At 64.6% G+C, this 20,195-nt stretch carries 16 protein-coding genes; 4 read left to right on the top strand and 12 right to left on the bottom strand.

Annotation, left to right across the window (positions count from 1 at the left end; all coding sequences use genetic code 11):
- Position 1: 1 nt before the first annotated feature.
- The 4 genes from ccoP to ccoN are packed head-to-tail and all read right to left on the bottom strand — an operon-like array spanning position 2 to position 3,177.
- Positions 2–922, bottom strand: a complete 921-nt coding sequence (ccoP, locus tag O3299_RS19615) for a cytochrome-c oxidase, cbb3-type subunit III (protein ID WP_251349656.1) — start codon at positions 920–922, stop codon at positions 2–4.
- Positions 915–1,118, bottom strand: coding sequence for a cbb3-type cytochrome c oxidase subunit 3 (locus O3299_RS19610; RefSeq protein ID WP_251349657.1), 204 nt, complete (start codon positions 1,116–1,118; stop codon positions 915–917). The genes ccoP and O3299_RS19610 overlap by 8 nt, the downstream gene beginning before the upstream one ends.
- Before the next feature lies 1 nt (position 1,119).
- Positions 1,120–1,734, bottom strand: coding sequence for a cytochrome-c oxidase, cbb3-type subunit II (ccoO, locus tag O3299_RS19605; protein WP_070278467.1), 615 nt, complete (start codon positions 1,732–1,734; stop codon positions 1,120–1,122).
- A 15-nt stretch (positions 1,735–1,749) separates the two neighbouring features.
- The gene (gene ccoN / locus O3299_RS19600; RefSeq protein ID WP_034782722.1) at positions 1,750–3,177 is read right to left on the bottom strand and encodes a cytochrome-c oxidase, cbb3-type subunit I; all 1,428 of its coding nucleotides are present in this window, start codon (positions 3,175–3,177) and stop codon (positions 1,750–1,752) included.
- Between the two features lie 246 nt (positions 3,178–3,423).
- On the opposite strand from ccoN, the gene O3299_RS19595 reads away from it, so the two are divergent.
- Complete coding sequence (locus tag O3299_RS19595) at positions 3,424–5,559, top strand: DUF3274 domain-containing protein (RefSeq protein ID WP_305063016.1); 2,136 nt, start codon at positions 3,424–3,426, stop codon at positions 5,557–5,559.
- Positions 5,559–7,031: a virulence factor gene (locus O3299_RS19590; RefSeq protein ID WP_305063015.1), complete on the top strand. Its 1,473-nt coding sequence runs from the start codon at positions 5,559–5,561 to the stop codon at positions 7,029–7,031. Before O3299_RS19595 ends, O3299_RS19590 begins: the two co-directional genes overlap by 1 nt.
- Here the strand turns inward: O3299_RS19590 and ccoS are convergent.
- From ccoS to O3299_RS19550, 8 genes are all read right to left on the bottom strand, one after another.
- Positions 7,019–7,201 carry a cbb3-type cytochrome oxidase assembly protein CcoS gene (gene ccoS / locus O3299_RS19585; protein ID WP_099666004.1) on the bottom strand — a complete coding sequence of 61 codons (183 nt, stop codon included), beginning with the start codon at positions 7,199–7,201 and terminating at the stop codon, positions 7,019–7,021. The two genes, O3299_RS19590 and ccoS, sit on opposite strands and share 13 nt — an antisense overlap.
- The gene (locus O3299_RS19580; protein ID WP_305053632.1) at positions 7,201–9,639 is read right to left on the bottom strand and encodes a heavy metal translocating P-type ATPase; all 2,439 of its coding nucleotides are present in this window, start codon (positions 9,637–9,639) and stop codon (positions 7,201–7,203) included. Before O3299_RS19580 ends, ccoS begins: the two co-directional genes overlap by 1 nt.
- Positions 9,640–9,661: 22 nt before the next feature.
- Positions 9,662–10,426 (bottom strand): sulfite exporter TauE/SafE family protein, encoded by a 765-nt coding sequence (locus tag O3299_RS19575; RefSeq protein WP_305063014.1) that lies wholly within the window; start codon positions 10,424–10,426, stop codon positions 9,662–9,664.
- Positions 10,427–10,435: 9 nt separating this feature from the next.
- Entirely contained in the window at positions 10,436–11,884 is a 1,449-nt protein-coding gene (gene hemN / locus O3299_RS19570) for an oxygen-independent coproporphyrinogen III oxidase (protein ID WP_099666007.1), read from the bottom strand.
- A 24-nt stretch (positions 11,885–11,908) separates the two neighbouring features.
- The gene (locus O3299_RS19565; protein WP_289899735.1) at positions 11,909–13,567 is read right to left on the bottom strand and encodes a PAS domain-containing methyl-accepting chemotaxis protein; all 1,659 of its coding nucleotides are present in this window, start codon (positions 13,565–13,567) and stop codon (positions 11,909–11,911) included.
- Between the two features lie 195 nt (positions 13,568–13,762).
- Positions 13,763–15,871, bottom strand: a complete 2,109-nt coding sequence (locus O3299_RS19560) for an EAL domain-containing protein (protein ID WP_305063013.1) — start codon at positions 15,869–15,871, stop codon at positions 13,763–13,765.
- Between the two features lie 45 nt (positions 15,872–15,916).
- The gene (gene yiaA, locus O3299_RS19555) at positions 15,917–16,348 is read right to left on the bottom strand and encodes an inner membrane protein YiaA (protein WP_289918812.1); all 432 of its coding nucleotides are present in this window, start codon (positions 16,346–16,348) and stop codon (positions 15,917–15,919) included.
- Between the two features lie 84 nt (positions 16,349–16,432).
- On the bottom strand, positions 16,433–17,380 hold the full coding sequence (locus O3299_RS19550; RefSeq protein WP_305053628.1) for a DUF808 domain-containing protein: 948 nt from the start codon (positions 17,378–17,380) through the stop codon (positions 16,433–16,435).
- A gap of 191 nt (positions 17,381–17,571) precedes the next feature.
- Between O3299_RS19550 and O3299_RS19545 the strand changes: the two genes are divergently transcribed.
- Positions 17,572–18,213 (top strand): LysE family transporter, encoded by a 642-nt coding sequence (locus O3299_RS19545; RefSeq protein WP_099666012.1) that lies wholly within the window; start codon positions 17,572–17,574, stop codon positions 18,211–18,213.
- Between the two features lie 112 nt (positions 18,214–18,325).
- On the top strand, positions 18,326–20,128 hold the full coding sequence (locus O3299_RS19540; RefSeq protein ID WP_305063012.1) for a DUF6600 domain-containing protein: 1,803 nt from the start codon (positions 18,326–18,328) through the stop codon (positions 20,126–20,128).
- Positions 20,129–20,195 lie beyond the last annotated feature (67 nt).

Below are 20,195 nucleotides of genomic sequence, written 5' to 3'. Positions count from 1 at the left end.
TTTACTTTGCGGGTGCCTGCGGATTCGACAGGCTCCAGACATACGCCGACAGCACGTGTACCTTGGATTCGCCGAGGAAATCGCTGAAGGCCGGCATGGTGTTGCTGCGTCCCTTGCGTACGGTTTCCATGATGGTGTCGGCGCTGCCGCCGTACAGCCAGGTCTTGTCCGTCAGGTTTGGCGCGCCCAGCATCTGGTTACCCTTGGCATCGGCGCCATGACAGGCCATGCAGGCGCCGAACTTGGCCTTGCCCAGCACGGACTTGACGGGATCCGAGGTCGAGCCGGACAGGCTCAGCACATAATGGGCCACGTTCTCGACATCCTTTTCGGAGCCCAGGGCGGCGCCCATCGGTGGCATTTGCCCATTGCGGCCGTGCATGATGGTGGTCTTGATGATGTCGGGTTCGCCGCCATACAGCCAGTCCTTGTCGGTCAGGTTGGGGAAGCCCTTGTTGCCGCGCGCATCCGAACCGTGGCATTGCGCGCAGTAGGTCAGGAACAGGCGCTGGCCGATGGCTTGCGCCTGCGGATCGGCGGCCACCGTCTTCAAGTCCTGGCTCAGGTACTTGTTGAACAAGGGACCGTAGTCGGCTTCCGCCTTCTTCAGCTCTTCCTCGTACTGGCCCGTCGATTTCCAGCCCAGGCTGCCGGCATAGTTGCCCAGGCCCGGATACAGGAACAGGTACGCCAGGGAGAAGACGATGGTGATGTAGAACAACCACATCCACCAGCGCGGCATCGGCGTATTGAGTTCCTTCAAGTCCTCGTCCCAGACGTGGCCCGTGGTGCCGTCGGCGGGGGCGCCGGCCGGCACTTTCACTTTCGACTGCGAGTACAGCAGCACGCCGCAGCCGATGATGCCCAGCAGGGACAGCACGATGACGTAGATATTCCAGAAGCCGTTGGTAAAGTCAGCCATGGTTATGCTCCTTCGCCAGGGTCGTCTCGGCCTCGGCCGGATAGTCGAGCGCGTCGTCGGCGAACGGCAGGCGTGCCGCCGCGTCGAAGTCGCTGTTGCTGCGGCTGAACGTCCACCACAGGATGCCCACGAACGTCGTAAAGGAAACCACCGTCATGACGCTGCTGGCGCTGTCAAACAGGTTTTCGATTGCCATGCTAATTCCTTGTTTTGATTAATGTACCGAGGCCTTGCAGATAGGCGACCAGGGCGTCTTCTTCCGTCTTGTCCTGCAGCTGCGCGGGGCCGGCGGCGATCTCTTCGTCGCTGTACGGCTGGCCCAGGCGTTTCAGGGCGCGCATCTTCGGCATGATGTCGTCAGGCACCAGCTTGGTCTTCGCCAGCCAGGGGTAGGACGGCATGTTCGACTCGGGCACCACGTCGCGCGGGTTGTTCAAGTGCGTGCGGTGCCATTCGTCGCTGTAGCGCGCGCCCACGCGGGCCAGGTCGGGCCCCGTGCGCTTGGAACCCCACTGGAACGGACGGTCGTAGACGAATTCGCCGGCAACCGAATAGTGGCCATAGCGTTCCGTTTCCGCGCGCAGCGGACGCACCATCTGCGAGTGGCAGTTGTAGCAGCCTTCGCGCACGTAGATGTCGCGGCCCGCCAGGCGCAGCGGCGAGTACGGTTTCAGGCCGGCGACGGGTTCCGTCGTGCTCTTCTGGAAGAACAGGGGAACGATCTCGACGGCGCCGCCGATGCTGATCACCACCGTGACCAGGGCGATCAGCAGCCAGGGGTTTCTTTCAATCCATGCATGTGAAAATTTCATTTGCTTTCGCTCCTATCAGGCGTGCGCCGCGTTCAGTTCCGGAATGCGGGCGACGGGGAGTTTGCTGCCGCGCAGCGTCATCCAGGTGTTGTAGCCCATGATGCACATACCCGACAGGTACAGCAGGCCACCGGCCACGCGCACCACGTAGTACGGATACGTCGCTTTCACGCTCTCGACAAAGGTGTAGGTCAGGGTGCCGTCCGGATTGACCGCGCGCCACATCAGGCCCTGCATCACGCCGGCGATCCACATTGCGGCGATGTACAGCACGATGCCGATGGTGGCCACCCAGAAGTGCACGTCGACCAGGCGCGTGCTGTGCATCTGCGTGCGGCCCGCCAGGCGCGGCAGCAGGTAGTAGATCGAACCCATGGTGATGAAGCCCACCCAGCCCAGGGCGCCCGCATGCACGTGGGCAACGGTCCAGTCGGTGTAGTGCGACAGCGAGTTGATGGTCTTGATCGACATCATCGGACCTTCGAAGGTGGCGATGCCGTAGAACGACAGCGAAACGATCATGAATTTCAGGATCGGGTCGGTGCGCAGCTTGTGCCAGGCGCCCGACAGGGTCATGATGCCGTTGATCATGCCGCCCCAGCTTGGTGCCAGGAGGACCAGCGAGAAGACCATGCCGATCGATTGCGTCCAGTCAGGCAATGCCGTGTAGTGCAGGTGATGCGGACCCGCCCACATGTAGGTGAAGATCAGCGCCCAGAAGTGGACGATCGACAGACGGTACGAGTACACGGGGCGCTCGGCCTGTTTCGGGATGAAGTAGTAGACCATGCCCAGGTAGCCGGCGGTCAGGATGAAACCCACCGCGTTATGGCCGTACCACCACTGGATCATGGCGTCCTGCACGCCCGCATACGCGGAATACGACTTGGTGAACGAGGCTGGCATGACGGCGCCATTGACCACGTGCAGAATCGTCACGGCCAGGATGTAGGCGCCGAAGAACCAGTTGGCCACGTAGATGTGCTTGACCTTGCGCTTGATCAAGGTGCCGAAGAAAACGATGGCGTAGGCGATCCAGACGACGGCGATGAGGATGGCGATAGGCCATTCCAGTTCCGCGTATTCCTTGCCGCGTGTCATGCCCAAGGGCAGGGTGACGACGGCGCACAGGATCACCGCTTGCCAGCCCCAGAACGTGAAGGCGGCCAGTTTGTCGGAAAACAGGCGCACCTGGCAGGTGCGTTGGACAACGTAGTACGAAGTAGCGAACAGGCCGCAGATGCCGAAGGCGAAAATCACCGCATTCGTGTGCAGCGGACGCAAGCGTCCGTATGTCAGCCATGGTATGTCGAGGTTCAGGGCAGGCCAGGCCAGCTGAGCGGCGATGATAACGCCAACCAGCATGCCGATGATGCCCCATACCACAGTAGCGACCGCGAATTGCTTCACGATCTTGTAGTTATAGTTCAGCGATTGATCCACAAAGACTCTCCCTGGAATTACTATTTATGATGGTGGCCAGAGAGTAAGTGTTTGACCGGGAAAAAACTTTGATGTGGATCAAAATTCCCCGGATGAAATAAGCGTAGCGAAGTGGCATCGAAATAAAGTGATATTTCGATCAAAAAAGCCATGCAAGATCCCTGCAACAGCTGGCTTGACATGGCGTAAAACGTGCGTGGAGGCAATGGCTTAGAGTGGCTTGTCCAGACACGTCCAAAGCCCACCATGGAAGAGCCGAAATGCCGCGATCCGTTTGATGCCCAGGTGGACCTGGTCGTGGGCAAGGCCGAGGGCACGACCCTGTTCGATCACAGCAAGCTCGCCTGCCTGCTGCAGGCGCCGTCGCCGGGCATCGTCGTCTTCGTGCATGGCGTCAATTCCGATGGCGAGTGGTACGGCGCGGCTGAAGACGGCCTGTGCAAGGGCCTGAACACGCGCATGCAGCGCTGCGACGAGCACATGGCGCATGCCACGGCGCAGGGCGGGCAACTGACGCCGGTGCGCTACCGTAGCGAACTGAGCGATGACGGCTATGTCGATCCCGACTACACGGCCAGCACCTTCGTCGCGCCGCAAGCGCATTTCTCTCCCGTGATCCAGTTCCGATGGGGCTACAAGGCCAGCGACACCGAATTGCAGAAATATGGCGATTCCGTCTTCCTGAACGAACACGCTTACTGGGGCGGCGGCCCGTTCGCCAATGGCTGCTCCTCGCTGCCGGACCTGTGGGGCGAGGGCTTGTCGGACGCCCTCTTCCTGTGGGTACATATCGAGCACTTGAATCCCGTCAACGACCGCATCGTGTATGCCTGCCCGCCGCGCCCCTACTTCGTGCTGGCCGCGCTGCGCCTGGCGCACCTGGTGGCGGCCATCCGCCGGCAGCAGGCCGACGCGCCCATCACGCTGGTCTGCCACAGCCAGGGCAATATGGTGGGAATGGCGGCCGCGTTTCTGGGCAATAAGATGGCCAAGGTGCAGGATGCGGCGGGAAAAAGCGGGCGCTGCGTGGCCGATACTTATGTTTTGTGCAATCCGCCCTACAGCCTGTTGCGCAGAAACGATACGGAAGGCTGGCTGCAGGGGCAGGTCAGGGATGTCGATGGCAATGTCGGCCGGCAGAGCGGCAAGGCGCGCCGCCAGACCCTGGCAGCGTTCTTCGACATCGTGCGCGGCCAGGCCAAGGAGCCGCCATTGTCCGCCGCGCTGGCGCAGATGGCCGCCAATGTGCGCCATGATTTCACCCTGGAGAAGGACCGGGCCGCCTATGCCTGCGGCCCGCAGCCCACCACGCGCGGCCGCGTCACCCTGTATTGCAACCCGCACGATCAGGTAATTTCCGCCACGCCCATCCAGGGCATCGGCTGGCTAGGTCTGAGCGCCGAGGAGATCAAGGCCACGCGCGGCGACGGCGTTTTCAGCCAGCGGGTGTTTGCGCAGGGCTTCCCCGTTGGCCGGCACGGCGATTATGACTATTGGAGCAACCACTATCGCCAGCCCGCGCGGGGCAGCGCCGAATTCTGGCATCCCCCTTCGCCGATCTCCAGATACGATCCGAATAAAGGCGTGCGCGCCAGCACCAGCGCGGCAGGCAAGGCGACGACCGTGCGCACGGCCGCGGCCACGTCGGCCCTCATGATGATGCTGAAGACCCCCATCAATGCCGTGCCGCCCGACGACTGGCGCATCCCCGTGACGGCGCCTGCCTTGCCGGAAAGTTTTACACCGCAGGCCATGCGCTTTGGCGTACCCAGCCCACAATTCGACCAGGATATCGATCCGCCCGGCACGCACCGCCATGCCGGCAAGGCGCGCCAGGAAGGCGACCCGTATGTCGATGACAGCGTGGGCGGCACGCCGCAGGGCAACCGCGATACCGAGGCGGGTTTGCGCTATGAAGACCATGCCCGCCTGCGCATGAAGGCCCGCCGCGAAAAGCTCGACGGCAATGACGGCAAGGCGATGATGGAAGACGACCTGTCGACCGCCACGCCGGAGTATTTGCATTGGCGCAAGCAGGAAATCGCCGCACAGCTGGTAGCCACCTGCGATACGCATGCGACCGACCACTCCACCATCCTGAGCAATCCCCGGCACGCGGAAATGGCGCTGGCGTATGACGTGGCGATTGGGGTGTGCCATATCAGCGAGGAGGCGATGCGAGAGCTCAGGATTGCTGCTGATTGGCGCTTATCGGCGGATATGGATAAGGACGGATTTAGCAAGATATTTCTTGAATATTTTTCTACTGGAAAGTTTATGAAACTGTCTTTGCTGGAATGGGTTCGATGTGATGGCAGCACAGGGCGCATGCCAGCCGAAATTGTGGATGAACGCATGTACAAGCGCCCGGAGACCTCCTGATGCGCAACTTGATTGCTACCTTACCGCGCAGGCTGGGCTGGAGCATGGTCGTATTTGGTCTGGCGTCTGGTATTGCACTCTGGTCGATATTGCAGACCTGGCCAATCGATGTACCTCTTGAAGAAGGATTGCTGATGAAACGACTATTGTTGATGCCGGCAGTGCTGGCGCTTGCCGTCCTTTTTCTGACCTCCGCCTGCGCCACCAAGGCGCCCGTCGCGGCACCGGCTGCCGCCGTCGTCCCTGCTGTGCCCGCGCAGCCGTACATGGCGCAAGTCGTGGGCGTGCAGTGGCTCAATCCCCTGCAGCGGCGCGATTACCCGACGGAATGGCAATTGCTGTGGACGCTGGGGCTGGCCAAGCCGAACAAGGACGATAGCAAAGTGAAAGAGAACCCTGTGCGTTTTGGCAAGGTGCAATCGATCGGCATGATTGCTTATGGTAATAATGGAAAAGAATCATTCGTAGGCTTTCACGAAAAATATGCATACAAAATGATTATGTTGTTTCATGATATTTACTTTTCTAATCAGGAGTATTTTTACAACGCGCACTCGCTGACCGACAAATCCACGCGCCGTGAACTGGCTGGTATTCATGTGGAATATGCCTTGCCGGCCGGGCGGCTTGATCCAGACGAGGCGGGAAAATATATCGTTGAAACGATTACCGATGCCTTCAGCATCGGCAACCCCTCCTTCCCCGATTCCTGGACCACGGCCACGCCGCCCGACGTGCGCGTCACCATGGGCGGCGCCAATGCGGGGTTTGCTTCCCTGGCGGCGGGGCTGGCGTATCTGCAGGCGAACCCCGACAAGACGGTGTGGGTGATGAACTGGGACGCGCCCAGCTATCCGCCCAAGGATGAGCAGATCAATGAAAACATGGTCTTGCTGGTGCTGGCCGGCCCGAGCTATAAGACGGACCGCGCGCCGTTGGCGTGGCTGGGCTTTCCCGCCACGCGCAGCGCCGCCGATTTCACCGCCGGCAAGGACGCTTCGCCGCGCGCCGTGCAGGCGTGGAGCGGCGCCATCGACGCCGCCGCGCGCAATGCGCAATTGACCGATGACGCCATCGGCTACGTCATCCACGATGCGGGCAGCACCTATCCTGTTTCGTCAGAGCGGATTGGCCCGCTGGCGCAAAGCCTGACGCAGCAATTGCCCGACTTCGATTTCAATCGTCAAACCTTCAACATGCCGGCGCTCCTGGGTGAAACGGGCGCCGGCACGGCGCTGACGAACGTGGCGCTGGCCATCGCCCACGCGAACCACGTAGGCCGGCCCGTCCTGGTGGCGGGCACCAGCGACGCGCAGACATTGACCGCGCTGGTGGTGGCGCCGCCGGCCGTCGTGCGGCCCGTCGACCACGAACAGCCGTGGTTCCGCGCGCGCGGCGGCAATACCGTGTTCTTGCCATGGTGGGGCCGGCGCTTCGATGCGCGGCCGGGCTCGCAAGGCTATTCGCGCTGAGGAGCCGGCGGGGTGGCCGCTTCCGCCGGCGTATCGTCGTCCTGCAGCACGCGCAGGCCAGGTCCGACGAGGTCGTCGAACTGGCCGCTGTCCGAGGCCGTGAAATACACCCACAGGGCGATGAAGACGACCACGACGCTTAAGGGGATGAGGAGGTAGAGAGCTTCCATTAGACTTTCCGCAGGCGCAGGGCGTTGGCGATGACGACGGCCGAGCTGGCAGCCATGCCGACACCGGACAGCCAGGGGTTGAGGAAACCCAGCGCGGCGGCCGGGATGGCCGTCAGATTGTACAGGGTTGCCCAGCCCAGGTTTTCGCGGATGATGCGCATGCTGCGCGCCGCCGTTTTCGCCGTGTCGAGCACGGAAACCAACTGGCTCGACAGCAGCACCGTGTCCGCATGCGCCTGCGCCAGCGCGGCGCCGGAACCCATGGCGAAGGACACGTCGGCGCCGCTCAGCACGGCGGCGTCGTTGATGCCGTCGCCGACCATCGCCACCACGGCGCCCGTGGCCTGCAATTGCTGGACGAAATCGAGCTTTTCATCGGGCAGGCATTCGCCGCACGCCGTGTTGATGCCCAGTTCCGTCGCCACGCTTTGCGTCAGCGCTTCCTGGTCGCCGCTGAGCAGCACGACTTGCTTGCCGCGCCGGTGGAAATACGCGACGACGTCAGCCGCTTCCGGGCGCAACGCGTCGCTGAGCAGGAAACGCGTCAGCCAGCGCCCCTGCGTGCCCAGGTACAGCGGCGTCATGCCCTGCATGCCGACGGCCGTGTCGCCCAGCGGCGGCCCGGCGAGGGCGGCGACAAAGGCCGCATTGCCCAGGCGGTAGCGCACGCCGTCGACGATGCCCTCCAGACCCTGGCCTTGTACCTCTTGCAATTGTTCCGCATGCGCGCGCAGCGGCTGTTTTGGCAACTCTTCTGCCGCCGCCAGGATGGCCTGCGCCAGCGGATGGGCGCTGCCCGCTTCCAGCGCGGCGGCCACCTGCAGGCAAGCGTCTTCGCCCATGCTGCCGAGTCCCTCGGTTTGCCGCAGCACCGGCCGGCCCAGGGTCAGGGTGCCCGTCTTGTCGAAGACGATGTGGGTGGCGCGGTGCAAGGTTTCCAGCACATGCGGCTGGACGATCAGCACGCCGCGCCGCAGCAGGCTGTCGGTGGCGGCCGCCAGCGCCGTCGGCGTGGCGAGAGACAGCGCGCAGGGGCAGGACACGACCAGCACGGCGATGGCCACGGGCCACGCTTGCGATGGGTCATGCCAGCTCCAGAAGGCGAACACGGCGATGGCAAACAGCAGCAGGCCCAGCACGAACCAGGCGGCGACCTTGTCGGCCCATTGGGCGATCTGCGGCTTGCCGCTGCCGGCCCGCTCGATCAGTTTCAACAGGTCGGACAGGGTGCTTTCGCGCGCCGGTTTGAGCACGCGCAAGATGAGCGCCGCGCTGGCGTTGATCGCCCCGCCCGGCACCCGTTCTCCCGTTTTTCTCCGTTGCGCCGCGCTCTCGCCCGTCAGCAGCGATAAATCGAGCGCGCTCGTGCCTTCGATGATGACGCTGTCGGCGGCGATCGCCTCGCCCGGTTTGACCAGAATCACGTCGCCGACGGCCAGGCTGCCGGCCGGCACCAGGGTGGTGGCGCGGTCGTCCGGGAAGCCTGCCATCAGCGACGCGGACGCGGGCAAGGCGTGCTGCAGGCGCTCCAGCGCCGAGGCGGCCTTGCGGCGCGCCTGCAGCTCGAAATAGCGGCTGCACAGCAGCAGGAAGATGAACATCGTGGCCGAGTCGTAATACACCTCGCCGCGGCCCGTGAAGGTCGCCACCACGCTGCCGAAGAAGGCCGCCAGGATGCCCAGCGCCACGGGCACGTCCATGCCCAGGGTGCGCGCGCGCAAACTGGCCCAGGCGCCCTGGAAGAAGGGCATGGCCGAATAGCAGATGGCGGGCAGGGTCAGCAGCAAACTGGCCCAGCGCATCAGGCTGGCCATATTGTCATCCAGCGTGCCATCCTCGGCCAGGTAGGCGGGCGCCACGTACATCATCACCTGCATCATCGACAGGCCGGCGACGAACAGCTGGCGGCCCAGGGTCTTGCTGGCCTTTTGCAGGCGCTCGCCATGGCGCACGGCATCGTAGGGATAGGCCGTGTAGCCGACCTGGCGCACGGCTTGCAGGATGTCGCCCGGTTCGCATTCGGCGCGGCTCCAGCGCACGTACAGGCGCTCCGTGGCGACGTTCAGGCTGGCCGCCTGCACGCCGGGCAAACGCGTCAATTGACGCTCGATCAGCCAGACGCAGGCGGCGCAGCGGATGCCTTCGACGGACAGGGTCGCTTCGCAACTGCTGGCGTCGCGCGCGAATTGCGCGTCGTCATTGCTGTACAGGCGCAGCTCGGGCGGCACCAGGGTGGCATCAAACGCGTTGACGGCATATTCGTCGCGGTCGCGGTAATACGCGCTCTGGCCGATGTCGACGATGGTTTGCGCCACCGCTTCGCAGCCGGGGCAGCACATGGCGCGCGGCACGTCGTCGATGGTGACGAGCCAGCTGGAGCCAACGGGGACGGGCAAGCCGCAATGGAAGCAGGCGGACGGTTTTAACACAGCATTCATGGGTTTGATTTCATGCGTCTTTTCATGGATGGCCCGTGACGCACAGGGCGTCGAGCCAGCCCAGCGACACGCCATTGGCGGCGCGCAGCAGGCCCAGCACGCCAAAGCCCAGCACCAGCAAGCCGCTGGCGATGCGCACGGGACGGCGCTGCATCTGCGCGCGCAAGCGCGTGCCCAGCAAGCCCATGCCCAGCAGGGTGGGCAGGGTGCCCAGGCCGAAGGCGGCCATGGCGGCCGCGCCGTTCAGGGCCGAGCCTTGCATCATGGCCGTCAGCAGGGCGCTGTAGACCATGCCGCACGGCACCCAGCCCCACAGGCCGCCCACGGCCAGCGCCTTGAACGGCGTATCCATCGGCATCAGCGGCTTCAACAGGGGGCGCACGCGGCGCCAGATCACGTTGCCGGCCGCTTCCAGGTGCGCCAGGCCGCGCCAGGCATCCATCAGGTACAGGCCCAGGGCGACGAGCATCAGGTTGGCCAGCCAGTAGCCGGCCACTTGCAGGGACGCCAGGTGCAGCATGCCGGCGCCCGCCAGGCTGCCGGCCAGGGCACCGGCCAGCATGTAGCTGACTATGCGCCCGCCGTTGTAGGCCAGCACGCGCAGCACGTTCGATTGCACGCTGGTCTGCAATGCGGGGCGCGCCACGGCGATGGCAATGACGGGGCGGGCGGGCGCAGTGCCGCCGCTGATCGACAGCGCGCCGACGATGCCGCCGCACATGCCGATGCAGTGCACGCTGCCGGCCAGGCCGACCAGGAACATGGGCACGAGGCTCAGGGCGTTCATTGCGCGGCGCTACACCGTTTTCGAGTAGCGCAGCGGCTGCACCGCGTCCGGCGCCGTGTTGGCGCGCGCCAGGGTCAGGTAGCGGTCGAAGACCATGCAGATATTGCGGATCAACAAGCGCCCTTTCGGCGTCACCGTCAGCCAATCTTCCTCGATGACGAGCAAGCCGTCGCGCGCCAGTTCGCGCAGCTTGTCCAGCTCGGCGGCGAAATAGCTGCGGAATTTGACGGGGTGCGCTTGCTCGATGGTGGCGATCGACAATTCGAAATTGCACATCAGCATCTGGATGATGATACGGCGCAACAAATCGTCCGTATCGAGCTTGATGCCGCGCGCGATCGGCAGCACGCCTTCGTCGAGCTTTTCATAGTACGCGTCGAGCGTCTTTTCATTCTGGCTGTACACGGCGCCGACGGAACTGATGGCCGACACGCCGCAGGCGATCAGGTCCGCCTCCGCGCGGGTCGAATAGCCCTGGAAGTTGCGGTGCAAGCGGCCCTGGCGCTGCGCCACGGCCAGGTCGTCCGTTGGCTTGGCGAAATGGTCCATGCCGATGTACACATAGCCGGCGGCCGTCAGGCGCGCGATGCACAGGCCCAGCATGGCCAGCTTGGTGGCGCTGTCGGGCATGTCCGCGTCGAGGATGCGGCGCTGCGGCTTGAACAGGTGCGGCATGTGCGCGTAGTGGTACAGGGCGATGCGGTCGGGGCTGGCGTTGATCACCTTGCGCAGGGTTTCCGTCATGGTGTCCAGGTTTTGCTTCGGCAAGCCGTAGATCAGGTCGATGCTGATCGAGCGGAAACCGGCGTCGCGCGCCGCCTGCATGATGGCCACCGTTTCCGCTTCCGGCTGGATGCGGTTGACGGCTTTTTGCACGTCGGCGTCGAAATCCTGCACGCCCAGGCTGATGCGGTTAAAACCTTGCGCGCGCAGCGAAAACACGCGTTCGCGCGACACGGTGCGCGGGTCGATTTCGATCGAATATTCGCCGTCTTCATCGGAAGCAAACTCGAAATGCTGGCGCAAATGCGCCATCAGCTCATCCATCTGCTTTTCGCTCAGGTAAGTGGGCGTACCGCCGCCGAAGTGTAATTGCTCGATCTGGTTCATGCCGGCAAACAGCTTGCCCTGCATGGCGATTTCCTGCTTTAAATAGCTGAGGTAGGTGGCCGCCTTGCTGCGGTCTTTCGTGATGATCTTGTTGCAGGCGCAGTAGTAGCACAGGGTGTCGCAGAACGGCACGTGCACGTACAGCGACAGGGGACGGCGGCCGCCGCGCATGCGCAGGGCGGCCAGCGCTTCGAGGAAGTTGCCGTAGCCAAATTCCGCATTGAAACGGTCGGCGGTCGGGTAAGACGTGTAGCGCGGGCCGGACTGGCTCATCTTGCCGATGATGACCGGGTCGAATTCGACGACGGCGTCCAGGTCGGCGGAAGCACTGCTGAGTAGTGTAGGCATGATGTGTGTAAAGTCTTGAAAGGTTTAGGCGGCCAGGCGTTTCATGGCGGGTTTGCCGGCGTTTGCGGCGCCAGACTTGCCGCCAGGCATGGCGACGCGGCGCGGTGGCGGCATCTTGCCGAAATTGAACAGGCTCACGGCTTGCGACAGGCTGGCCGCTTCTTCCGCCAGGCGCGTGGCGGCCGCGGCGGCTTCTTCCACCAGGGCCGCGTTCTGCTGCGTCACCTGGTCCATGTGGGCGATGGCCTGGTTGACCTGGTCGACGCCGATGCTCTGTTCGCGCGAGGCGATGGAAATTTCCTGCATGATGGCCGTCACCTGCTTGACGGAGCTGACCACCTGTTCCATGGTGGCGCCGGCGCGGTTCACCTGCAGCATGCCGGCGCCCACCTTGCCGACGGAAATTTCAATGAGTTGCTTGATATCCTTGGCTGCCACGGACGAGCGCTGCGCCAGGTTGCGCACTTCGCCCGCCACCACGGCGAAGCCCCTGCCCTGCTCGCCGGCGCGGGCCGCTTCCACGGCCGCGTTCAAGGCCAGGATGTTGGTCTGGAAGGCGATGCCTTCGATCAAGCCGATGATGTCGACGATTTTCTTCGACGAGGTGTTGATCTCGTCCATGGTGGTGATCACTTCGGAAACGATCTCGCCGCCCTGCACGGCCACTTTCGAGGCGGCCACGGCCAGCTCGTTCGCCTGCACCGAGTTGTCCGCGTTCTGTTTCACCGTCGACGAGAATTCCTCGATGCTCGAGGCCGTCTCTTCCAGGCTGGCCGCCTGCGATTCCGTGCGGCCCGACAAGTCCATATTGCCGACGGCGATTTGCTTGGTGGCCACGGCCATGGTTTCCACGTTGATGCGCACGTCGCGGATGGTGGCGATCAGGTTGCTGTTCATCTGTTGCAGCGCGCGCAGCAGTTGTCCCACTTCATCCGTGCTCTCCGTTTCAAAACTGCCCGACAGGTCGCCGGCGGCAATGGCCCGCGCGCCGTTCAGGGCCTTGCCCAGCGGCTTGAGCACGGACATGCGCAAGGTGTACCAGAGGAAAACGTTGATCAGGAAACCGAACAGGGTGGCGCCGAAGATGGCGTAATTGGTGATCTGGCCGCCGCTGGCGAACAGGCTGATGACGCACACCAGCAATTGCAGGCAGTTGACGATGGAGGTGGCGGCCCAGATGCGCAGGTTGAGCGACATGTGCGTCAGGCTGTGCAGCAGGTGCGCCAGGCCCGGGCGCACGATCTGCCCGTTCTTGATGACGATGTTGCCGCCTTCCTTGTTGCGGATGGCCGCGTAGGCTTCTTCGGCGGCCTTGACCTGGTCCTTGTCCGCCTTGACGCGCACGGACATGTAACCGATGGTCTTGCCCGCTTCGCGGATGGGGGTGACGTTCGCGCGCACCCAGTAGAAATCGCCATTCTTGCAGCGGTTCTTGACCAGGCCCGTCCACGGCGTGCCGGCCTGGATCGAGGTCCACAGGTCGGCGAACGCTTCGGCCGGCATGTCCGGGTGGCGCACGATGTTCTGGGGCGAACCGAGCAGCTCGGCCTCGCTGAAGCCGCTGACCTGACTGAAGTAGGGGTTCACATACACGATATTGCCGTTCATATCCGTTTTCGACACGATGGCCTGATCGTCCAAGACGAGGACTTCACGGTTAGTCACTGGCAAATTTTGTCGCATGGTCGCGGCTTCCTGATCAGTTAAATAGGCAATTGGTGAGTAAGACTTGCACGATTGCAAGAATGGAGATCAGTGTAAGGAGTCGCCTGCGCAAATTTATTGATGTAGATCAAAATCCTCAAGATTGGTCGTGCTTGCACGCATTTAGCGATAGCAATGCGGCATTGTTTTAAAGGCACTGGTTGTCGGCAGCGGCTAATCGATACCCGCCGTCAGGGGGCGCAGGCTGCCCACGGCGTAGCCTTGCGCATAGTCGATGCCCAGTTCGCGGATGACGGCCAGGGTGGCTGCGTCTTCCACGTATTCGGCCACCGTTTCCAGGCCCATCACGTGGCCCACTTCATTGATGGCCTTGACCATGGCGCGGTTGATGGCATTGGTGGCGATGTCGCGCACGAAGACGCCGTCGATCTTCAAATAGTCGACGGGCAGGGCTTTCAGGTAGCCGAACGAGGAAAAGCCGCTGCCGAAGTCATCGAGCGAGAAGCGGCAGCCCAGGGCCTTGAGCTGGCGCATGAACACTTGCGCCTTGGGCAGGTTGGCGATGACGGCCGTTTCCGTGATTTCAAAGCAGATTTGCTCGGGCGCAATCGCGAATGCCACGAATTGCTCGGTGATGTAGTCGTGCAAGCCGGCATCGGCCAGCGACATGCCCGACAGGTTGACGGAATACAGGGCCGGTGCGCGGCGCCGGCTTTCCGCCAGCGCGGCCAACGGCGGCAGGCTGTCGCGCACGCTCTGGATATGCGCGCAGACGGCGCGGATGACCCAGCGGTCGATGGACAGCATCATGTCGTAGCGTTCGGCGGCCGGGATGAAAGCGCCCGGCAAGATCAGGTCGCCCTTGCTGTTGCGGATGCGGATCAGCACTTCGTCGTGGTGTTCCGGGCTGTCGTGCAGGTGCACGATGGGCATGGCGTACAGGCGGAAATAGTCGTGGGCGAACGCTTCGTTCAGGCGGGAGATCCACAGCATTTCGCCATGCCGCTGCGCCAGCATGACATCGGACTCCTGATAGATATGGATACGGTTGCGGCCCTGCTCCTTGGCCAGGTAGCAAGCCTGGTCGGCCGCGCTCAGCAGCTCGCTCATGGACTTGCTGTCCTGGCTGATTTCCACGATGCCGATGCTCACGCCCAGCTCGAAGCTGCGTTCGTCCCAGGCGAAACGGAAATCGCGCACGGACTGGCGCAGCTGTTCGCCGATCAGGCGCGCATGTTCGAGCGGACAGTGCGGCAGCAGCACGCCCAGCTCGTCGCCGCCCAGGCGCGCCAGGATGTCGCTGTCGCGCATCCGCCCCTGCAGCATCTTGGCCAGCAGCTGCAGCAGCACGTCGCCGGCGCCGTGGCCGCAGGTGTCGTTGATGACCTTGAACTGGTCCAGGTCCAGGTACAGCAGCGCATGCGCGTGGCCATCCTGCTTGGCCGTGCGCAGGGCACCGGCCACCAGGTGCTCGAATTCGCGCCGGTTGATCAGGCCCGTCAGGGTATCGTGCGTGGCTTGCCACGACAGTTCCTGGCTCAGCTTGCGCTCGTGGCTGACGTCGCGGAACACGACCACGGCGCCGAGGATGTGGCCGTCGCGCGACCAGATGGGCGCGGCCGATTCCTCGACGGCGATGCGCCGCCCGTCGCGCGTGACCAGTTGCGAGCGGGGCGAAATGCCGATGGCCTGGCGCTGTTGCAGGCAGCGCATGGCCACGTGCTCGCGTGCGTCGCCCGTGCGTTCATCGGCCAGCGGCATGGTCAGGCCGATGTCCAGGCCCTGCGCCAGCTCGTTGCTCCAGCCCGTCAACTGCTCGGCCACCCGGTTCAGGTAACGCGTCTTGCCCTGCGGATCGGTGGTGATGACGCCGTCGCCGATGGAGCTGAGCGTCACTTCGGCCAGTTCCTTGCGCTCGGCGATCATGAGTTCGCGCGCCATGTGCTCGGTGATATCCCAGATGATGCCCAGGGTACGGTCGGGCCGGCCGCCGGCATCCAGGAAGATGTGCGCCTTGGCCGCCAGCCAGTGTTCGCTGCCGTCGGGCCAGACGACGCGGTATTGCAAGGCGTAGCCGCCGCGCCGGCGCACGCCGTCCTGCAGCACGTTGACCACCTTGTCGCGGTCGCCGGCGTGCACGCAGTCGAGAAAGCTGCGGAATGGCTGCGTCAGCGCGCGTTCTTCCAGGCCCAGCAAGGTGGCGCCCTTGGCCGACCAGCTGACCGTGCCGTCGATGACCTGGCCAGCGACGATGCGCGAATCCCAGATCGCCATGTGCGCCGCCTCCAGCGCCATCTGCAAACGTTTCTGCTGGTCGCCCATCATCCTCTCCCGACATGGATACAGGAATAGACGCGCCGCTGGTGTTTAAGTTCCCGGCAGCTCGGCGGGTGTGCTGGCCGAGGCGCGCGCCACGTCGCGCACATTCTTTTGCACGGCCACGGCAGCAAACAGGCTGAGCAGGAACGCCATGGCATAAAACCCTTTTTCGCTGTTTTGCAGGGTGGCGTTCCACAGGCCCACGGTCAATAACAGCAAGGCCAGCAGGACGGAAATCCAGCACAGGCCGAAATAGATGCCCGTCACGGCGATGCCTTCGCTGCGGTCGCGCACGGATTTCTGCAGCGAGATGGCGGCGAACAGGCCATACATGAGGATGGTGAAGTAATAGCCCTTCTCGTTGAGCGCCATCGTGGCGTTCCACAAGCCGGACAGATAGGTGACGATGCCGATCAGCAATGCCGCCCAGGAGGCGCCGATAAAGGCGCTGCTGGGGCGTGGGGCGGGGGAAGCATGCATAGGGTCTCCATGGGCAGCGGGCGCCGCCGGCATGGCCGGGGCGGCAGGCACGGATGCGCCTGCCGCTCCATCAGACCAGAAAGCTTATTTGCTTGGCTTGATCATGCGCAACAAAGCCGACACGGCCGTGACGCCGGCCAGCACCAGGCCGCCGGCGATGAGGCCGGCCACCGCGTTGATCAGGCTGGGCGTGACGGCGGCCAGCACGGGGCCGATGCCGGCCACGCCGCCGACGGCTTCCTCGACGTGGTGCAGCATGCCGCTGGCCCACGGCCAGCCGTGCGTCAAAATGCCGCCGCCCACCATGAACATGGCCAGGGTGCCCACCACGGAGAGAAACTTCATCAGTTTCGGCGCCGCCGAGACGAGCATGCGGCCAAAGCCGCGCACGCCGTCCATCAGCGCGCCCGCGCCCTTGCGCGCCGCCAGGTAGAAGCCCGCGTCGTCGAGCTTGACGATGCCGGCCACCAGGCCGTACACGCCCACCGTCATGATGAGGGCGATGCCGACGACGACGGCCACCTGCTCGGCGAAGGTGGCCGTGGCCACCGTGCCCAGCGCGATGACGATGATTTCCGCCGACAAAATGAAATCGGTGCGGATGGCGCCCTTGATCTTGTCCTTTTCCAGCGCCACCAGATCGACCTGCGGGTCGCGCAGCGCCTGCGCCAGCTCGGCCTTGTGGCTGTCGTCCGGGTGCAGGTATTTGTGCGCGATCTTTTCGAAGCCCTCGAAGCATAGGTAGGCGCCGCCCACCATCAGCAGCGGCGTGATGGCCCATGGGGCAAACGCGCTGATGGCCAGCGCGGCGGGCACGAGGATGGCCTTGTTCTTCAGCGAACCGACAGCGACGGCCCACACGACGGGCAGTTCGCGCTCGGCGCGCACGCCGGCCACTTGCTGCGCGTTCAGGGCCAGGTCGTCACCGAGCACGCCGGCCGTCTTCTTGGCGGCCACCTTGGTCATCAGGGAAACGTCGTCGAGGATGCTGGCGATGTCGTCGAGCAGGGCCAGCAGGCTGGAGCCGGCCATCTCAGCGCGCTCCCACGGTGGTGGCAGGAAATTGTGGAGCGAGGAAAGTGTTGTTTTTCATGATGTTATTCTTGGTTGTACGGCAAGGAACGATGTGGCGAAGGCGTGACCGCGATCTTACCTCAGGCGGGGCCGGCAAGGCCGCACGGGCCGGGTTAAAATTGCCTCTCATCACCATTTTTGGAAACCGCATGCCCTTTGCCACCTGGATCACCTTTGTCATCGCCGCCTCCATCATCGCCGTCTCGCCCGGCTCGGGCGCCGTGCTGTCGATGTCGCACGGCCTGTCCTACGGGGTGAAAAAGGCCAGCGCCACGATTCTCGGCCTGCAGCTGGGCCTGCTGGTGGTGCTGGGCATCGCGGGCGCCGGCGTCGGTTCCTTGCTGCTCGCTTCCGAAGTGGCCTTCAATATCGTCAAGACGGTGGGCGCCTTGTACCTGATCTACCTGGGCCTGTCGCAATGGCGCGCCAAGGTGGCCGTGACGGGCGACCTGCATGCGGACGCCGTGGTGCCGTCCATGCGCCGGCGCGTGCTGACGGGTTTCCTGACCAACGTGACGAATCCGAAGGGCATCATCTTCATGGTGGCGGTGTTGCCGCAATTCATCAGCCCCACGTCTCCGCTGCTGCCGCAATTGCTGATCCTGGCCGTCACCATGTGCACGATCGACCAGATCGTCATGCACAGCTATGCTTTTTTAGCGTCCTCGATGCAGCGCTTCTTCCGCGACGCGCGCGCCGTGAAAAAGCAGAACCGCTTCTTTGGCGGCTTGCTGATGGCCGTCGGCGCGGCCCTGTTCTTCGTCAAGCGCGGCGGCCAGACGGCGTCCTGAGCCAGATCAAGATGCAAACATTTGTAAGCCCGCTTGCGATGCCCGCCCGATAGGACTGTAATCGGGGTGTTGTCTACCTTTCATCTCAGTCCGTCCTGCCTGGAGCGCTGCCATGCGTCCGACCCTGTCTTCCCCCTTCTTGAACACCGTGTGCGCCGTGCTGCTGTCGTCGGCGTGCTCCCTGGCCCTGGCGCAAGACCCGCCCGCCCGCGTGGGGCGCATTTCCACCGTCGAAGGGCAGGTGCTGGTGCGCGCCGGCGAGGGCGAGGCGCAAAATGCCCTGCTGAACTGGCCCGTCACGACGGATAACCGCTTGACTACCCTGCGCGGCGCGCTGGCGGAATTGCGCGTGGGTGCGGCCGCCGTGCGCCTCGATGGTGATTCCGAGCTGGAAGTGAGCGAGCTCGATGACGACAGTTTCAAATTGCACCTCGGATATGGCACGGTCAGCGTGCGCGTGCGCAATCCCGACGCGCTGCGCGGCTTCGAGCTGACCACGGCCCAGGCCCGCGTGATCCTGACCCAGCCGGGCTGGGTGCGCATCGAGGCGGGGCGCCAGCCCGGCACCAGCATCGTCAGCGTGCTCGAAGGCGCGGCCGACGTGGATGGCGCGACGGGCAGCGTCACCTTGCGTGCAGGCAAGCGCGCCGAATTGACGGACGAAGAATTGCGCACGGGCGCCTTGCAGAGAATCGCCTTCGACAACTGGCCCGAAGCCTTGCCCGCCGCCGCGCCGGCCTTGCGCTATGTCACGGACGATACGACCGGTTATGAAGAGCTGGACCGCTATGGCGCCTGGCAGGACAACGCAGAATACGGCCCCTTGTGGCTGCCCAGCACGGTACCGGCCGGCTGGGCGCCGTACAGCGACGGGCGCTGGACGTGGATCGCGCCGTGGGGCTGGACCTGGGTCGACAATGCGCCGTGGGGCTATGCGCCCTCGCATTACGGCCGCTGGGTGCTGCTGGGCCAGCGCTGGGGCTGGGCCCCGGGCCGCGAGCGCGGCCGCGTGCCCTGGGCGCCGGCCCTGGTGGGCTGGGTCGGCGGCAATCACGGGACCGGCCACGGCCAGCAGCCGGGCGTGGGCTGGTTTCCCCTGTCGCCGCACGAGCGCTACGTGCCTGGCTACCGCAGCAGTGCCGAGTATGAACGCCGCCTCAACCGCGTCGCCGACGGGCGCCGTTCCGTGATGGGCGAGCGCGAACGCCGTGAAGGCATGACGATGCTGCCGGGCGAGCGTTTTGGCGGCGCGCGCACGGTGGACGTGCCACGCCGCAACCGCACCATCATGCCGGCGCCCGTGCTGCAAAGCATGCCCTTGAGCACGCCGCCTGCGCCGGCGGGCAACTGGCAGCGTCCCGCCGATGCGCCGCGCCAGCAAGATGGTTTCCGGCGCGACTGGGGCAACCGCCCTGGCCGCTTGCAGACGGACGATGGCCAGACGCACCTGGCGCCGCGTCCCATGCAGCCGAACCGGCCGCCCGTGCCGGCACAGCCGCCGCAGCCGCCGATACCGGCCCAGCCCGTGATGCCGGCAGCGCCTTCCTTGCCGCCCGTGCAAGACCCGGTGGCGCACCCCGGCTGGCGTGGCGAACAGCGGCCCCGCGCCGAGCGGCCGCAGCCGCGTCCTGCCATCGAGCGTCCTGCCGAGGTGCAGCGCCCGGACGGCAACCGCTGGGAGCGTGGCGGCCGCCGCGAAGTGCTGCAGACGGCGCCGCCGCCTGCCATGCCTGCGCCACCGCCCGTGGCCCAGCCGCGGCCCGCGCCGCCGCCGATGCCGGCGCCTGTGGCGCGTCCGGCACAGGAGGCGCGCGGGGGCGAACGCAGCGGGCCGCCACGTGAGCGGAACAATGACCGGGGCAATGAGCGCGGCGGCCCCGGCCGTAATGGCCGGATGCAGGAAGCGGAGCGCTGAACTGGCCGCTGGCGCTGGCTGCCTGTCCGTCCGGTCATGGATTATCGACGTTCAAGCCGCCAAACCG

The organism is Janthinobacterium sp. SUN176, assembly GCF_030587335.1.
GTDB classification, from domain to species: Bacteria; Pseudomonadota; Gammaproteobacteria; order Burkholderiales; family Burkholderiaceae_D; genus Janthinobacterium; species Janthinobacterium kumbetense.
The sequence above is the reverse complement of the archived record's forward strand: the minus strand, read 5'-3'. Positions and strand labels throughout refer to the sequence as shown.

What these genes read in the sequence shown, in the direction of transcription:
- ccoP (WP_251349656.1), bottom strand. Translation starts at nt 922, where the DNA reads ATGGCTGACTTTACCAACGGCTTCTGGAATATCTACGTCATCGTGCTG.
- O3299_RS19610 (WP_251349657.1), bottom strand. Translation starts at nt 1,118, where the DNA reads ATGGCAATCGAAAACCTGTTTGACAGCGCCAGCAGCGTCATGACGGTG.
- ccoO (WP_070278467.1), bottom strand. Translation starts at nt 1,734, where the DNA reads ATGAAATTTTCACATGCATGGATTGAAAGAAACCCCTGGCTGCTGATC.
- O3299_RS19595 (WP_305063016.1), top strand. Translation starts at nt 3,424, where the DNA reads ATGGAAGAGCCGAAATGCCGCGATCCGTTTGATGCCCAGGTGGACCTG.
- O3299_RS19590 (WP_305063015.1), top strand. Translation starts at nt 5,559, where the DNA reads ATGCGCAACTTGATTGCTACCTTACCGCGCAGGCTGGGCTGGAGCATG.
- ccoS (WP_099666004.1), bottom strand. Translation starts at nt 7,201, where the DNA reads ATGGAAGCTCTCTACCTCCTCATCCCCTTAAGCGTCGTGGTCGTCTTC.
- O3299_RS19580 (WP_305053632.1), bottom strand. Translation starts at nt 9,639, where the DNA reads ATGAATGCTGTGTTAAAACCGTCCGCCTGCTTCCATTGCGGCTTGCCC.
- O3299_RS19575 (WP_305063014.1), bottom strand. Translation starts at nt 10,426, where the DNA reads ATGAACGCCCTGAGCCTCGTGCCCATGTTCCTGGTCGGCCTGGCCGGC.
- hemN (WP_099666007.1), bottom strand. Translation starts at nt 11,884, where the DNA reads ATGCCTACACTACTCAGCAGTGCTTCCGCCGACCTGGACGCCGTCGTC.
- O3299_RS19565 (WP_289899735.1), bottom strand. Translation starts at nt 13,567, where the DNA reads ATGCGACAAAATTTGCCAGTGACTAACCGTGAAGTCCTCGTCTTGGAC.
- O3299_RS19560 (WP_305063013.1), bottom strand. Translation starts at nt 15,871, where the DNA reads ATGGGCGACCAGCAGAAACGTTTGCAGATGGCGCTGGAGGCGGCGCAC.
- yiaA (WP_289918812.1), bottom strand. Translation starts at nt 16,348, where the DNA reads ATGCATGCTTCCCCCGCCCCACGCCCCAGCAGCGCCTTTATCGGCGCC.
- O3299_RS19550 (WP_305053628.1), bottom strand. Translation starts at nt 17,380, where the DNA reads ATGGCCGGCTCCAGCCTGCTGGCCCTGCTCGACGACATCGCCAGCATC.
- O3299_RS19545 (WP_099666012.1), top strand. Translation starts at nt 17,572, where the DNA reads ATGCCCTTTGCCACCTGGATCACCTTTGTCATCGCCGCCTCCATCATC.
- O3299_RS19540 (WP_305063012.1), top strand. Translation starts at nt 18,326, where the DNA reads ATGCGTCCGACCCTGTCTTCCCCCTTCTTGAACACCGTGTGCGCCGTG.